Source organism: Kribbella sp. NPDC043289 (assembly GCF_056436705.1).
In genome coordinates, this window is record NZ_JBWKCB010000001.1 from 1,435,556 (window position 1) to 1,449,270 (window position 13,715).

General features: G+C 67.1%; 17 protein-coding genes and 1 pseudogene. 9 read left to right on the plus strand and 9 right to left on the minus strand.

The window, feature by feature from the left end; genetic code table 11:
- The first annotated feature begins 2 nt into the window (after positions 1–2).
- The 3 genes from AC0662_RS06775 (at position 3) to AC0662_RS06785 (ending at position 3,088) form a co-directional block, all read left to right on the plus strand.
- The gene (locus tag AC0662_RS06775) at positions 3–1,430 is read left to right on the plus strand and encodes a serine hydrolase domain-containing protein (protein ID WP_452201701.1); all 1,428 of its coding nucleotides are present in this window, start codon (positions 3–5) and stop codon (positions 1,428–1,430) included.
- Between the two features lie 102 nt (positions 1,431–1,532).
- Positions 1,533–1,856: a YciI family protein gene (locus AC0662_RS06780; RefSeq protein ID WP_452201702.1), complete on the plus strand. Its 324-nt coding sequence runs from the start codon at positions 1,533–1,535 to the stop codon at positions 1,854–1,856.
- Positions 1,853–3,088: an RNA polymerase sigma factor gene (locus AC0662_RS06785; RefSeq protein WP_478299041.1), complete on the plus strand. Its 1,236-nt coding sequence runs from the start codon at positions 1,853–1,855 to the stop codon at positions 3,086–3,088. The genes AC0662_RS06780 and AC0662_RS06785 overlap by 4 nt, the downstream gene beginning before the upstream one ends.
- 10 nt (positions 3,089–3,098) lie before the next feature.
- On the opposite strand, the gene AC0662_RS06790 is transcribed toward AC0662_RS06785, so the two are convergent.
- On the minus strand, positions 3,099–4,064 hold the full coding sequence (locus tag AC0662_RS06790) for a phosphotransferase (RefSeq protein ID WP_452201706.1): 966 nt from the start codon (positions 4,062–4,064) through the stop codon (positions 3,099–3,101).
- A 310-nt stretch (positions 4,065–4,374) separates the two neighbouring features.
- Between AC0662_RS06790 and AC0662_RS06795 the strand changes: the two genes are divergently transcribed.
- Positions 4,375–4,623 carry a hypothetical protein gene (locus AC0662_RS06795; protein ID WP_452201708.1) on the plus strand — a complete coding sequence of 83 codons (249 nt, stop codon included), beginning with the start codon at positions 4,375–4,377 and terminating at the stop codon, positions 4,621–4,623.
- Positions 4,624–5,105: 482 nt separating this feature from the next.
- On the opposite strand, the gene AC0662_RS06800 is transcribed toward AC0662_RS06795, so the two are convergent.
- A complete protein-coding gene (locus tag AC0662_RS06800) occupies positions 5,106–5,600 on the minus strand; it encodes an Hsp20/alpha crystallin family protein (RefSeq protein WP_452201710.1) in 495 nt (164 codons plus the stop codon).
- Positions 5,601–5,768: 168 nt separating this feature from the next.
- On the minus strand, positions 5,769–5,927 hold the full coding sequence (locus AC0662_RS06805) for a hypothetical protein (RefSeq protein WP_452201712.1): 159 nt from the start codon (positions 5,925–5,927) through the stop codon (positions 5,769–5,771).
- Between the two features lie 622 nt (positions 5,928–6,549).
- Here AC0662_RS06805 and AC0662_RS06810 point away from each other — a divergent pair.
- Together AC0662_RS06810 and AC0662_RS06815 are read left to right on the plus strand one after the other, a co-directional pair.
- A complete protein-coding gene (locus AC0662_RS06810) occupies positions 6,550–7,491 on the plus strand; it encodes an acyl-CoA desaturase (RefSeq protein ID WP_452201714.1) in 942 nt (313 codons plus the stop codon).
- A 242-nt stretch (positions 7,492–7,733) separates the two neighbouring features.
- Entirely contained in the window at positions 7,734–7,907 is a 174-nt protein-coding gene (locus tag AC0662_RS06815; protein ID WP_452201715.1) for a hypothetical protein, read from the plus strand.
- A 108-nt stretch (positions 7,908–8,015) separates the two neighbouring features.
- Here the strand turns inward: AC0662_RS06815 and AC0662_RS06820 are convergent, their stop codons facing one another.
- Positions 8,016–8,333: an antibiotic biosynthesis monooxygenase gene (locus AC0662_RS06820; RefSeq protein WP_452201717.1), complete on the minus strand. Its 318-nt coding sequence runs from the start codon at positions 8,331–8,333 to the stop codon at positions 8,016–8,018.
- A 126-nt stretch (positions 8,334–8,459) separates the two neighbouring features.
- Here AC0662_RS06820 and AC0662_RS06825 point away from each other — a divergent pair, with 126 nt between their 5' ends.
- A complete protein-coding gene (locus AC0662_RS06825; protein WP_452201719.1) occupies positions 8,460–8,756 on the plus strand; it encodes a helix-turn-helix transcriptional regulator in 297 nt (98 codons plus the stop codon).
- A 110-nt stretch (positions 8,757–8,866) separates the two neighbouring features.
- Here the strand turns inward: AC0662_RS06825 and AC0662_RS06830 are convergent, their stop codons facing one another.
- Genes AC0662_RS06830 through AC0662_RS06840 form a run of 3 tightly spaced genes read right to left on the minus strand, consistent with a single transcriptional unit; the run spans position 8,867 to position 10,511 of the window.
- Entirely contained in the window at positions 8,867–9,631 is a 765-nt protein-coding gene (locus AC0662_RS06830) for a DUF3626 domain-containing protein (RefSeq protein ID WP_452201721.1), read from the minus strand.
- Positions 9,628–10,095, minus strand: coding sequence for an NUDIX domain-containing protein (locus AC0662_RS06835; RefSeq protein WP_452201723.1), 468 nt, complete (start codon positions 10,093–10,095; stop codon positions 9,628–9,630). The genes AC0662_RS06830 and AC0662_RS06835 overlap by 4 nt, the downstream gene beginning before the upstream one ends.
- A gap of 20 nt (positions 10,096–10,115) precedes the next feature.
- Complete coding sequence (locus tag AC0662_RS06840) at positions 10,116–10,511, minus strand: tautomerase family protein (protein ID WP_452201726.1); 396 nt, start codon at positions 10,509–10,511, stop codon at positions 10,116–10,118.
- Positions 10,512–10,614: 103 nt separating this feature from the next.
- On the opposite strand from AC0662_RS06840, the gene AC0662_RS06845 reads away from it, so the two are divergent.
- Complete coding sequence (locus AC0662_RS06845) at positions 10,615–11,088, plus strand: NUDIX hydrolase (protein WP_452201728.1); 474 nt, start codon at positions 10,615–10,617, stop codon at positions 11,086–11,088.
- A 25-nt stretch (positions 11,089–11,113) separates the two neighbouring features.
- On the opposite strand, the pseudogene AC0662_RS06850 reads toward AC0662_RS06845, so the two are convergent.
- Positions 11,114–11,464 (minus strand): annotated as a pseudogene (locus AC0662_RS06850) (methyltransferase domain-containing protein); the annotation flags it as partial.
- Between the two features lie 29 nt (positions 11,465–11,493).
- Entirely contained in the window at positions 11,494–12,333 is an 840-nt protein-coding gene (locus AC0662_RS06855; RefSeq protein WP_452201730.1) for a phosphotransferase, read from the minus strand.
- Positions 12,334–12,404: 71 nt separating this feature from the next.
- Here AC0662_RS06855 and AC0662_RS06860 point away from each other — a divergent pair, with 71 nt between their 5' ends.
- The gene (locus AC0662_RS06860) at positions 12,405–13,349 is read left to right on the plus strand and encodes an aldo/keto reductase (RefSeq protein ID WP_452201731.1); all 945 of its coding nucleotides are present in this window, start codon (positions 12,405–12,407) and stop codon (positions 13,347–13,349) included.
- The last annotated feature ends 366 nt before the right edge of the window (positions 13,350–13,715 follow it).

Sequence of the window (13,715 nt, forward strand, 5' to 3'; positions counted from 1 at the left end):
GGATGCCTTCTCAGCGCCCCTTGCTGCCACGGTCGACACCGGCCGCGTCAGGCCTGTCCGCCACCGCGGTCGCCACGCTCCTGGACCAGCTCGAAGAGCGATCCGTCGAGTGTCACTCCTTGATGATCGTGCACCGCGGTCAGGTCGTCGCCGAGGGCTGGTGGGCGCCGTACTCCGCCGATCGTGCGCACCTGCTCTACTCGCTGACGAAGTCGTTCACCTCGATCGCCGTGGGGTTGGCGATCGAGGACGGGTTGCTCTCGCTCGACGACCGGGTGGTGGACGTGCTGCCCGATCACGTTCCAGACGACATCTCGGAGCAGGGGCGCCGGATCACCGTCCATCATCTGCTGTCCATGACGGCCGGCCACGGGGTGGACAGCCTTGAGGAGGCCTGGCAGCTGGAGCCGGGCGATCTGGTGAGGGGCTTCCTGCGGGTTCCGTTCGCCGAGCCGGAGGGAACGCGGCATACCTACGACAACTCGACGACGTACATCCTCGCCCGGATGGTGGAGCGGGTCACCGGCCGCGGCCTCCCGGAATTCCTCGACGAGCGCCTCTTCACGCCGATGGGCATCGACCACGCCGAGTGGGACCGGGTGGCGAGCGGCGCCGCTTTCGGATTCCACGGGCTTCATCTCCAGACGGAGGCTGTCGCTGCCTTCGGTGAGCTGCTGCTGCGTGGTGGTGTTTGGCACGGTCGCCAGCTCGTCCCGCGCGAGTGGGTGGAGCTCGCGACCAGCCGGCACGCCGACACCCTGCCGCTCCCGGGCTGGTCGCAGAATCCGGACTTTCTCAGCGGGTACGGCTACCAGTTCTGGATGTCGCGGCACGGCTACCACGGTCACGGCGCCTTCGGCCAGTACTGCGTGGTGGTCCCGGAGCACGATCTCGTGGTCGCCATCACTGGTGTCGTCGACCCGACAGACGCGCTGCCGGGGCTCTTGTGGGACTGTCTGTTGCCCGGTCTGGAGGTCGTGGGAAGCACCCGGGACGATGAGACGCTCGCCGAGCGGCTGCGACGGCTGTCGCTCGAGGTGCTGCCTGGCTCGGTCGACCCGGATCGTTCCGCCAAGGCGAGAATCGATGCGTCCGCCGAGGGCTCGGCTCTGCCTGACGGCGCCACGGTGGTCGTCGATCCGGTGGACGGCGGTTGGGTGCTGCGGCTCGGAGCCTTTGAGGTCGCGGTCGGGTATGGGGATTGGCGCGAGAGTTCGCCGCTCGGCCGCCCAGTCGTCGCGACCGGCGCGTGGCAGCGTGACACGTTCGTCGCCGACCTCTACGTCATCACGTCTCCGCATCGGGTCCGCCTGGTGGTCGACTCGGTGGCAGGTACTGCGGTGGCGACGTGGAACGCCGTACCCCTGACGAGTCCTAGCCTGGAGCTGCATCTGCGCGCGCCGTTGATGACACGACCGGACGTCGCCTAGGCAGAATTGGCTGCGGGTCAGCTGTCGGATCGGGCTGTCGGTGTTCGTTGCAGAGGTGAGTGGCTGTCCACGGTGGGCGGCACGGACCACGGGAGATGACGCATGCAGTACCTGATCTCAGTGATCGACGACAGGACGCGATCCGCGACGCCGGAGGAGCTGACCGCGGTCGACGCCTTCAACGAGCAGTTGCGGACCGACGGGTATTGGGTGTTCGCCGGTGGGCTCGACGCGCCGGCCACCAGCACGGTGATCGACGGGCGGGCCGCGGAGCCGTTGTTCAGCGACGGCCCGTTCCTGGAGTCGAAGGAGTTCGTCGGCGGATTCTGGGTGTTCGAGGCGCCGGATCTCGACGTGGCGCTGAAGCTCGCAACGGCGGCGTCCAAAGCCTGTAACCGGAAGCTCGAGGTGCGGCCGTTCCTGTGAACCCCGTCGACGTTGTCCAGGACGCGATCACCCGGGCCCATCGCGAGGAATGGGCGCGGATCGTCGCGTCGCTCACCAAGCGTTTCGGTGACCTGGACATCGCCGAGGAGTCAGCCGCCGAGGCGTTCGCGACCGCTGTCACGCGGTGGCCCGATGACGGCGTACCGCCGAATCCCGGAGCTTGGCTGACCACGACCGCGAACCGCAAGGCCATCGACCGGATCCGGCGGGAGGCCAAGCGCGACGACAAGCACAAGGAGGCTCAGATCTTGTCCGACGACGAACCGCACGAGCCTCTCGGGGTGATCGACGACGAGCGGCTCCGGCTGATCTTCACCTGTTGTCACCCGGCGCTCGCGATGGAAGCCCGCGTGGCTCTGACGCTGCGGATGGTCGGTGGGCTGACCGTGCCCGAGATCGCTCGGGCGTTCCTGGTGCAGGAATCCACCGTCGGTCAGCGGATCACCCGGGCGAAGGCGAAGATCAAGGCCACCCGTATCCCGTACCGGGTGCCGGCCGCGGAGGATCTGCCGCGGCGCGTCTCCGGCGTCCTCGCGGTGCTGTTCCTGGTCTTCAACGAGGGCTATCTGGCGAGCGGGCCGGACTCCGATCCGGTGCGGCACGATCTGACGGCCGAGGCCATCCGGCTGACGCGACTGATTCGAACCCTGATGCCGACCGACGGCGAGGTCGCCGGTTTGCTGGCGTTGATGCTGCTGACCGAGGCCCGGCGTACGGCGCGGGTCTCGGCGAGCGGTGAACTGGTCACGCTCGCCGACCAGGACCGCGGTGCGTGGGACGTCGTACTGATCGCCGAGGGGCATCAACTCGTGCGCGAGCGGCTCGCCGCCGGGGTCGCGCCTGGGCGGTACCAGGTGCTGGCGGCGATCAACGCCGTACACACGTCGGTCCGGGACGTGCGCGACACCGACTGGTCGCAGGTCGTCGCGCTGTACGACCAGTTGGTTCGCATCGACCCCTCCCCGATCGTCGCGCTCAACCGCTGGATCGCGGCCGCCGAGCTCGACGGGCCCAACGTCGCGCTGGCTGCGGTCGACCGCCTCGAGGACAAGCTGGCCGGCTACCACCTGTTCCACGCGACCCGCGCCGAGTTGCTGCGCCGCCTCGGCCGGAGTCAGCAGTCGCGCGCGGCGTACGACAAAGCGATCGAACTGACGGAGAACACTGCCGAAGTCGCCTACCTGACCCGTCGCCGCGACCAACTGGGCTGACGACTGGAAGTCACCCCAGGCAGGACGCGGCGAGGCGGCGGAGATCGGCGACGACTTGTGGAAGCGCATCGACATGCTCGCTTATCAAGGCATCCAGATCGCGACCTTGCATCCAGCCTGTTGCGGACTCCTTGCCGACTTGAACGTCCAGCTCTTCGGCGAGATGACACAGCCGGAGCGAGACTTTGCGGAGGAAGAGATCGTCGCCGATCGGGGCCAGCACGCCACCCGCGTCGACGTACGCCTGAAGAATGCGCGAGATCCGGACGGGGTCGTCACCGCCGAAACTCCGTGCGGCGCGGCCGATTTCCAGGGTGGCGCTCTCACAGGCCACACTCTCCCAGTCGATCAGCACGGGGCCATCGGCAGAGACCAGGACGTTGTACGGCTCAAGGTCGCCGTGGCTCAGAACCTGGTCGTCGGCTGCGGTGAAGGCTGCCTGGATCGACCGTCCCAGCTCGTCGAAGAAGCCGACCTGCCGGTGGAGAGCGTCAGCCCACGGCTTGCCCTGGCTGCGGCCGAGCAGCACCCACTCTTCCCAGCGATCGCGCGGGAAGACTCCCCACCATCGCCATTCCGGCTGCTCGTCGGTCAGCGGCATCAGACTGTGTAACGCCGCAGCGACCCGTCCGAGCCACGAAGCCACGTCATCCGCGTCAATCAGCGTGCGGTGATCGATCCAGTTGTACAACCGAACGGTGCCGAGGTCGTCCACCCGGGCCGCATACCCGAAGGCCGGGTCGCGTGGTTCAACCGGCCGCGCGATCGGCAGACCCTGCGACAGCGCGGCCGACTCCAGCGCCATGCCTTGCTCGATGCGCGTCCACCATGGCGGGTCTTCGAGGCCCCACAGCCGTTTGACGAGATAGTCGGCTGAGGCGGTTCGAAGACGCCAGGTCTCGAAGCTGGTGTGCTGGACCGGAGTCAGAGGTTCGACCGGTCGTCCGAGTCCGAAGGCGTTGGCAATGGATTCCACTAGGTCCTCCCGAAGCGGCCCCGGACGATCTTCGCATGCGACTACCTCGCCGACTCCGAGCGGCGCCGCGAGATCCACGGCGGCCCGCAGGTGGTGGAGAACCGGAACACCGTGACCTTTTACGGCAGGGCCGGCGACCTGACCGGCCCGGGCCAGCTTCGGGGGTTCCGGACCACGTTGTGGACCGCTGTAGTGTGGAGGTGACTGACCGTCCGGTGGCCACCGTCCGGAGGCTTTGGGCCGGTCGAGAGGCGGACGTCATGACGACGTCGAACAACCCCATCCTCCTGCCGCCGGACGGCACCTGATCGTGGCTTACCTGATGCTCTACGGCAGCGGCTGGACCCAGCGCTGGCGCATCGCCGAGGGGATGGAGCAGCAGATAGGCGAGGCGATCACCCAGGTCGGGAAGAACGAGACCACCCAACTGTCGGTGCTCGACCCCACCTCGGATACGCCCGCCACCTTGGTCGTGGCCTGGGCCCAGGTCGCCGCCGCCGTCATCCTCGACTCCGGCGACCGACCAGCCCACGACGAGGCGACTGGCCCGTACGCCTGACCGGGGGTCTGGCCGTCTTGCCGACCCCCAACCCGCTCCATGTGGCCCTGTCCTGGGCTTGCGGGGGCGAGCGTCGAGGCCGGTGGTGCCCGCCTTGTGGCACCTGGCCAGCCGGGACACCGCCCGTGCCGACGCGGCCGAGGCGAGCGCCAAAGCTGAGGAAACGACGTCACGAGCACCAAGAGGCTGACGCCTACCTGCAGCACGGCGCCGGGCCAACCGACCGGGCGCAGCGGGATGTTTCTACGCCGGCGGCCCAGATCTTGGTGGCGGCGGGTATGACCGCAGTTGGGGATCGTCGGCGTTCGTGTCGATGCCGCCTCGATCCACGCCGATCCCCATCGTTGACACGTGAATCTTCACGCCCAGGGCCCGCGCCGACCATTGCATGAACTCGGCCGCCTGGCGACGAGTTGGGCCGGCAAACTCGGCGAGGGCGCGGCGGTCAATGGCCAGCCGACGACGCTGGGCCACAGGCGCCTTCAGCCGGCGCCGCCCGTGCTGCCGGCGGGCGCGTCACCCGGCTCGACGGCGCTCCCCGAGATGGTGCGGCCAGCGCCGCCCGAATGGGTGATCTCGACCCTATGGGGCTGGCTCCGCGGTGACGCCGGGACGGTGACGTGCAAAACACCGTCGGCGTAGGCGGCGGTGAGGTTCTCCGAGTCCACACCCTCGCCGAGGGACAGTTGCCGAGTGAATAACCCCTGGGATCGCTCGGCGACAATAACCTGCTGGCCCTCGCGGTAGGAAGGGCTGCGCTCGGCCTGGATCGTCAAGGCGCCGGAATCGACGATCACCTCGATGCTGTCAGGGTCAACGCCGGGCAGGTCGGCCTCCACGTGGTAGCTGCCGTCCTCGCCGCGGTAGACATCCAGCGGCATCGCGAGAGGGGCGCGCGTCCCACTCGCGGCCATCGCCATGAGCCGGTCGAGCTCACGGGCAGGGTCACGGAAGGGCTCAAACCTGAACACTGACATCGCTGCCTCCTCCTTGGGAGCTATCTGTTCATGTTGAGGGCGCCTGGCCTGCCGCGCGGGAACGGACACGAGGCGCATGCCCTAGGGAACAGCTTGATCAGAGGACGGTGCTGGTCGACGCCGCTCCCGGCTGCCGCGGGCCGGTTCGCCGACGGCATGACCTATCAACTATCGGTGGATGGCCTTGCGCCGAACGAACCCGACCGCCCCGGTCCCTAGGAACAGGACGATCCCGATGATGCCGAGCCAGACCAGGCCCTCGACGGCGAAGCCGACGATCGTCAGGACAAGCCAGAGCACCAGTAAGACGATCAGCAGTATGAGCATGACCACCTCCGTGGTTCCACGCACTCAGACCGACGACCCATCGACATCGCCGAAGCGGGACGCGCAGGTCGACCGCTATAAGAACAGAGTCCACGGTGTGGTGCCCGATGTCTATGGACCAGAGGCTCGGTGAGCAGCGGTCTGCGCGGCCCTCACGGCCGAACCATGCCGGCCGGCGTCACCCCCCCGGCTGCCTCGAGGTGCACCCGGATGTGCGTCGCGCAAACGGATGACCCCACAGCACCGATTCGTCGCCCTCAGCCACGTCGAGTTCGGACGCCACGCCGCCGCGGCGTCCGGGCTCGACCCGGTTCGAGTTCGCCCGCGATAGGCGTGGTGGTAGCTGCCGGGTTCGCGCAGTTGGCGATGGACGGTGGGTCGGCTTCGGCGATGCGGAGTGGGAGGCGGTGTGGTCAGGTGTCATCGTTACGGGTGGAGTCGCCAGTGGATGATCGTGCGTCGGGGCATCCTTTGGATACGGCGCCGGTCCGCCCGGGCCGACCGAGACGGCGAGGCTTCGGGGTTCAGAAGCGACGTGCTTGGGCCGCCGAAGAGGCGGCTCGCCAAGGCCCCACCCGTGCTCGGGTGTCGGTCTGAGGAGACCAGCATCTAGGAGTGAACCATGACTTCAACAGCAGGTTCCGATGATTCACCTCCAGGCGAATTCCAACCCGTTGGTGGCAAGCTCGAGCGTGGGCTCATCTGGGTGTTCATCGTGCTACCTACTCTCGCGCTACTGCCAGGGATCTTCTTCGCCTGGGGCGGCTGGATCGGCTGGCACGACATCGTCCTCCTGGTCGTGTTCTACGTGATCACCGCGACCGGCATCGGCGTCGGCTACCACCGAGGCTTCACCCACGGCTCCTTCAAGAGCAAGCGTGGCCTCAAGATCGGACTCGCGATCGCCGGCAGCATGGCGCTTGAAGGACCCGGCATCCGCTGGGTGGCCGACCACCGCAAACACCACAAGTTCTCCGACAGAGATGGCGATCCACACTCGCCCTGGCGCTACGGCACCACCGCTTGGGCGGTGACCAAGGGGTTTGTTTTCGCCCATGTCGGCTGGGTGCTGTGGGGCGAGGATCGCGCTGACCCGAAGCATTACGCCCCAGACCTACTGAAGGACCGCGACCTGGTGTCGATTTCGCGGCATTTCCGTGAGCTGGCGGCGATCTCGCTGCTAACCCCTGCGCTCATCGGCGGGCTTTGGGACAGGTCGTGGCACGGTGCCGCCACCGGACTCTTCTGGGGCACTCTGGTCCGCATCGCGCTGATGCACCACGTCACGTTCTCGATCAACTCGATCTGTCATGTCACCGGCAAGAAGCCCTTCGACGCCCGCGACAGGTCAGGCAACGTCTGGTGGCTCGCCGTCCTGAGCCAGGGCGAGTCATGGCACAACGTCCATCACGCCGACCCCACCTGCGCGCGCCACGGCGTACTCAAAGGACAGGTCGACATCAACGCCTGGCTCATCAGGCGGTTCGAACGCCTCGGCTGGGCGTACGACGTCAAATGGCCAGACCAGGAACGCCTCAAAAGAAGGCGCACCGCCGCCGCTTGACTCGGGTGTACATCGGGACCCTTTGTGGGCTGCGTTTGCGTCCCAATGCGGTTCGTGACCTGGCTTCCGGGCCTCGAGGAGGCGCGCTAGCCTCGAAGGAGTTCAACGAGGAGGTGGTCTCCGTGTTGGCACAAGCTCCCCATCTGCGGCTCTCTGGGCACGGTGAACGGCTTCGGCTCCGGCAGCATGGTCGGTGGCAGCAAGATCCGCTAGCGGCGGTGCGCGAATGTTGTCGAGCGTCAGTGGCTGTCGAGAAGGCGCTTGGTGAGGCGATCCGTGAGGCTCGCGCGGCGGGCGCCTCGTGGACAGATGTTGGTCGGGTACTCGGGGTCGCCGACAGTGCCGAGACTGAGCAGGACATTGTCGATGCCCTCGCCGAGATGAAGCGCGAGGTGTGGCGTCGCTTCTGGGCGTAGGGGGACGCTCGCACGTGGGTTGGCCCGGATTCCCGAAGCCGGCGGCGAACAGACGGACCGGCAACGAGCCCCGTCGCGATGCGCGGCGGGGCTCGTTACCGGGACGATCTAGTGGGTGATCGGCGCCGGCTCGCGATGGCCGGTGTCGATGGCGAGGTCACCGACGTAGTTGTCGCGCAGGGTGAAGCGGTCCCGACTGTTGGCCTTCACCCAGTCCGCGGCCTTGACGGCGGCCGCGTCAGCCTGCGCCCGGTTCTCCCAGGTGCTGATGGAGACGAAAGCGTTCTTGTCGACCTGGGCAACCCCGTAGGACACGAAGCCGGTGCTGTCCGTGAACAAGGGAACCATCCCGGACTTCGCCTGGGTGACTACCTCGTCGAAGGTGCCGGTCTTGATGTCATAGAGAGCGACGCGCGTGCAGCGCATGGTGTGCCTTCCTGTGGTGGAGCGGCTTACGTAGACCCGCAAACCAGTTCCACGACTAAACCTACGCTGGTATCTCAATACTAGCAATAGAGTTCCTAGATCTGGAAAACCGGTATGCTCTGTGTCATGGCTTGGGGCTTCCTGACGAACCACGCGCGGGCGCTGCTGTGCATCGCTCACGACCCGGGCGTGCGACTGCGGGAGATCGCGGCCACGCTCGGCATCACCGAGCGCGCGGCGTTCGGCATCGTCACCGATCTGGTGGCAGCCGGATACGTGGTCAAGGACAAGAACGGCCGCCGCAACAGCTACCGGGTCCAGGTCGACAAACCCTTGCCCGAGGCTCTGCTGCGACAGCGAACAGTCGGCCAACTGGTGGACCTCCTCGCCCACACCGAACAGGGCACCCGCGACCACTCCTGAGCTCGCTGACATGCCGCCGTGCGCCAACCTCACCTCCCCCGGCGGCGACTGGTGGTCGCCCGACTCACTGTCGACCGCTGACTGGCTGGGCTCGCCCCAGCACCCGCTAGCTAGCTGTCGGTTCGGGCCAGCTTCGGGAGTACCGGGCCGAAGCGGGCGAGGTAGTGCCAGACCAGCTTGATGGACTGTGCCGGGTGGGCGCCAGAGCGGGCGGCGTGACCGAGCAGGTACGGCGTCAGTTCGTCGCCGAGGGAACGTGCCAGGTCGACGATGTGCGCTCCGCGGTACGCCGGGTCGAAATCGGCCGTCGTACCGCGGAAACCCGGGTGGACCTCGACCGTGCATCCCAGTCGGCGCGCTGCCTCTTCGACTGCCGTGCCGGCGAACGACGGGTCCAGCACCACGGCATCGACGTCGGCATCCAGGCGGACCGGGCCGTGGACCTGCGCCTCGACGTAGTCGTCCAGTTCGTCGGCCCCTGAATCGTCAGCCAGCTGACACAGCCGCGGCAGGATCGCCTTGTCCCCGACCTGCGCCGGGTCCAGCGCTGAGTCCGGAAAGCAGAACGTCGACCGGTCCACCACCTCGTCCTTCAAGCGCAAGTACGACGACCCGAAGCGAACCGCCCCGCCGTACGGATCACGCCGACGATTCCACACCCCGTACACCGGACGATCCGCCGCGGACTTCCCGTCGTACTCCCCCGCGAACAAGCGGCTCTCCCACCGCCACCGGTCCCCGCCCGGAAACGCCGTCAGTCCGCCATTGGAGATCCCGGTCGAGAACTGCGAGCGATAAACCCCGTCCGCCGCCAAGGACTCGATCACCATCCGCCCACCATGAGGCCAATTCGGCTGAAACTGCAGCGTGATCATTGGAGTGGGCCCGCTGTGCGTCCATCAGCGTCGATGGTGATGAGGCGGAGTTGCTCGTCGTGGCGACCGTTCGGCAGCCAGTGCGCGAAGGCCACCTGAGCAGTCGGCGGCATCTCGAGGGTCGTCGGATCCACGTCCAGCCCGAACCACCGAAGATCGCCTTCGGTGCACTCCGTCGGGACGGGCGCCTCCGGCCGGAGAACTGCGGTGAAGTAGTAGGTGATGCGAATCTCCGCGCCGGTATCCCGCATCGCCGTGTAGCGAAGGGCGAAGTCGCTGATGTCGTCCGCGGTGACGCCGACCTCCTCCTCGAGCTCCCGGAGCGCGGCCGCCGCCGGGTCGGAGAGCTCTTCAGGCTCGACGTGGCCGCCGATACCGACCCAGGAATCGGCGATGGCCCGGGAGCCTCGGCGGTAGACAAGCAGCACCTGGTCGGCTCGGACGAGGAAGGTCGACGTCAGCATGCGGGTCGAGTGCACGGGGCTCAGACGTTGACGTTGAAGCCGAGGTCGACATCGCAGGCAGCTTGGCCGCCGCGGATACCCCAGTTCTCGGTGGTGTGGTCGCGGACCAGGATCGTGACGTGGTCGGCAGGGATGTCGAAGGACTTCAGGTTGGTGACGATGTTCGTGTAGAGGGAGCGCTTGGCGTCGGTGGAGCGGCCGGCGAAGCAGTCGACGGTGACGAGCGTGAAGAACTCGGGCTGCGTCAGGCTCGGCGAGCAGCCGAATCGGTGGGGCGCGTGGACCACGAGGCGGACGTCCTTGTCCTTCGGCGGGATCCGGAACGCCGCGACGAGTGCATTGTGAACGGCATCGATCAGGGCGACTTCGTCCGCCTCGGAGTACTGACGACGTACCTCGATCTGCACACTCGGCATGACGTGGATCCTTCCATCAGGTGATTCGAACAGCCCGACCTCACCACGAAGCGCCAACTCCGGCGACCGATTTTGTCGGTGGTCCCGGCCACACTCCATCACCATGACAACTGGGAAGATTCCCCGCGGAGCCGCCGTCGTGGTGGACGCGGGCAGGGTGCTGGTCATCAAGCGGTACCTGCGGCATACCAGCGCGGCCGAGTGCGTGATGTGCGAGTACGCCGACGCGCAAGGACCGCACTGCGCCGGTCATCGGTACGCCGTACTTCCCGGTGGGCACGTGGAGTCGGGTGAATCCGCCGCCGGCGCCGCGCTTCGTGAGCTCGAGGAGGAGACGACGCTCACCGGGGCGGTCGATCGGCTGCTGTGGACCGGCACCCACAACGGGCGGCCGGCGTACTACTTCCTGGTGGGCGATGTGAATGGCGTACCTGAATTGTCGGGTGACGAGGCGGCTGAGCACTGTCCGACGAATCATTTCGAGGTTCGGTGGGCCGGCTCCGAGGACCTGGAGACGCTCGCGATCTATCCGGCGGATCTGCGCGATCGCCGAAGTAGTTGTACGCGCCGATGCTGACGACCGCGTCGAAGAAGCCCTGCGCGAACGGGAGCTTGTGTGCGTCCGACTGGATCGGGTGAACGCGACCCACGGCGCCGGCGTCCTGGATACGTCGCCAGTTCTCGGTCGGGTCGACCCACAGGTCGGTGGCCCAGACTTCGACGTCGTACTCGCGGGCGAGGAAGATCGACGTGAGCGCCGTACCGCAACCGAGGTCGAGGACGCGCATGCCGGGTTCGAGGGTCATCACCTGCATCAGGCCTTCGGCGCTCCACAGTGGATGCGGGCCCATGAGGTTGTCGACGACCCATTGCTGGTCGTAGGTGTTCGAGCGCGGATACCGATCGAGGGTGAGCGCTTCGCGCAGGAGTTCGCTGGACTGTTTGGTGGACATGGTGTGACGGTGTCAGCGGGCGCGGTGACTCACAACGGATTTTCGCCGCGCGCTTCCGCGATCATCCGGTGGCCCTGCTGCTCGAACGCCTCGTCGCCGACCTGATACGCCCAGACCGCGGTGTTCACGGCCTCGCGAACCCGGGCGCGGTACCAGGCGGCCGGCTCCCGCGGGTCGCCGCCATAGCCGTCGAGGAACGCAGCTTCGAGTGCCGGGTCGGCGCGGAACTGCTGGGCGGCGAGGCGGGCCAAGTCGGTGTACGCCGGGCGGAGGTCGGCGCGGCCGAAGTCGATGACGCGAACGGTGCCGTCGTCGATCAGCCAGTTCCGCGGCTGCCAGTCGCCGTGGGTCGGGACGAGCTTTGCGGGCGGCATCGGCCACGCGCTGATCTCGGAGCGCAGGCGTTCGGCAGTCCCCGGCGCGATGCGGTGTGGCTTGCCGAGATTTGTCAGCACCCGCCGATTCTCGCTCGCTTCATAGTCGTCATCCGGTACGGCGGACTGCTGGTGAAACGCCACCAAAAGCGCACCGGCTTGGCGATATGTCTCCGGCGCCCATTCGTACGGCGTACCTTCGACCAGCTCGCCTGGCAGGAATCGGGTGAGAAGGAGTTTCGCGTCGTCGTCGGCGTGCACGAGTTCGGGCGCTCTTTGAGATGTACTCCAGGGCCGTAGCCAGTTGCGGTGGGCCCGGAGCTCGCGGACGAGGTGATGGTCGGCATCGTCGCCCGCCTTCGCGATGTACCGCTGTCCGTCGTGGATGAGCTCCAGCACGAGTGTGCCGACGAGACCCCAGCTGTGGTCCTTCACGACCTCGGCGGACGGCAGCCACGCATCGAGGAGTTCATGCTGACGTCGGGTGAGTCCCACTCGCGAAGACTAGCGCACGAAATGTGCGGAGAAAGCTGGACGAATATCCCCGGAGGATTTATCCTGGCCGAATGCAGAATTCACAGGGAAATGTCTCTCTACCAATAAACCTATCATCGGGAATTGCGGAAAGCAAGTCCGTCGAATTCTGGCGACTCGGGGACGTTTCGGTCCGGCGGATCGGGTTCGGGGCGAAGCGGCTCGCGGGGTCCGGCGACGGCGGGGCCGACTCCCGGGAACGCGCCGTCGAGCTGCTCCACGAGGTGGTCGCGCTCGGGGTGAACCACATCGACACGGCCGCGTTCTACCCGAGCCACGGGGCGGCCGGGCAGACCCGATTCGAGAGTCTGGACTGGGCGAACGACGTGATCCGGCGCGCGCTGGCGCCGTACCCGGACGAGCTTCTGATCGCCACGAAGGTCGGGCCGACCGCTCACGGGATGGCGCGACCGGACGAGCTGCGGGGGTTGGTGGAGGAGGATCTGCGCGCGCTCGGGGTCGACGCACTCGATCTCGTTTATCTGCGGCAGATGGGACTGCCGTCGGTCGCGGAGCATTTCGGTGTGCTCGCCGAACTCCAGGAGAAGGGGATGATTCGGCAGTTGGGAGTGTCGAACGTGCGTGTCGAGCTGTTGCAGGAGGCGCGGGAGATCGCGCCGGTGGTCGCGGTGCAGAACCGGTACAGCGTCGGGTTCGGGCGGGTGAACGACGAGATCCTGCAGTTGTGCGGTGAGCTCGGGATCGCATTCATCCCGTTCTTCGCGCTGACCGCCGAGTCACGCGAGGCCGGCGGGGTGCCGACCGCGGTGCCGGCGGCAGGCGTGGTCCAGGAGATCGCGGACCGACTCGGCGCGACTGCGGCACAGGTCCGGTTGGCGTGGACACTGAGCCGCGGCAACCACGTCCTCGCCATCCCAGGTACATCAAGCCGACAGCACCTCGAGGAAAACCTGCGAGCAGGCGAGCTGATCCTCTCCCCCGAAGACCTAGCCACACTCGACGCACTAGTCGACTGACTCGGCGAGCGTCCGGGAGTGGCGCACCGCTCGCTCGACTGCGCCGGGCCGAATGCCACCGCGCACGAGGGACGGGTGGTCGCGATGGCCTCAGCTCGGTCTTCGTGGTCTCCAACAGCCTGCGCCTGAGGCGCTTCCGCCCACTGAGCTGAGTGTGTGAGGACCTTGGACAAGCTATTGCTTGTCCAAGGTCCTCAGCTGATGCGTCAGGTCAGCGGATCCACACGGTCGCGTCGCTCGGGAGGCGGCCGATATGAGTGTGCCGTCGCCGACGAGGCCGCGGCGCAGGCGGAGGCCGGTGCGGTAGAGCGTGGGCATCAAGTACTGGTCGTCGTGTTGGGACTCGACGGTGAGGTTCTTCCAGTC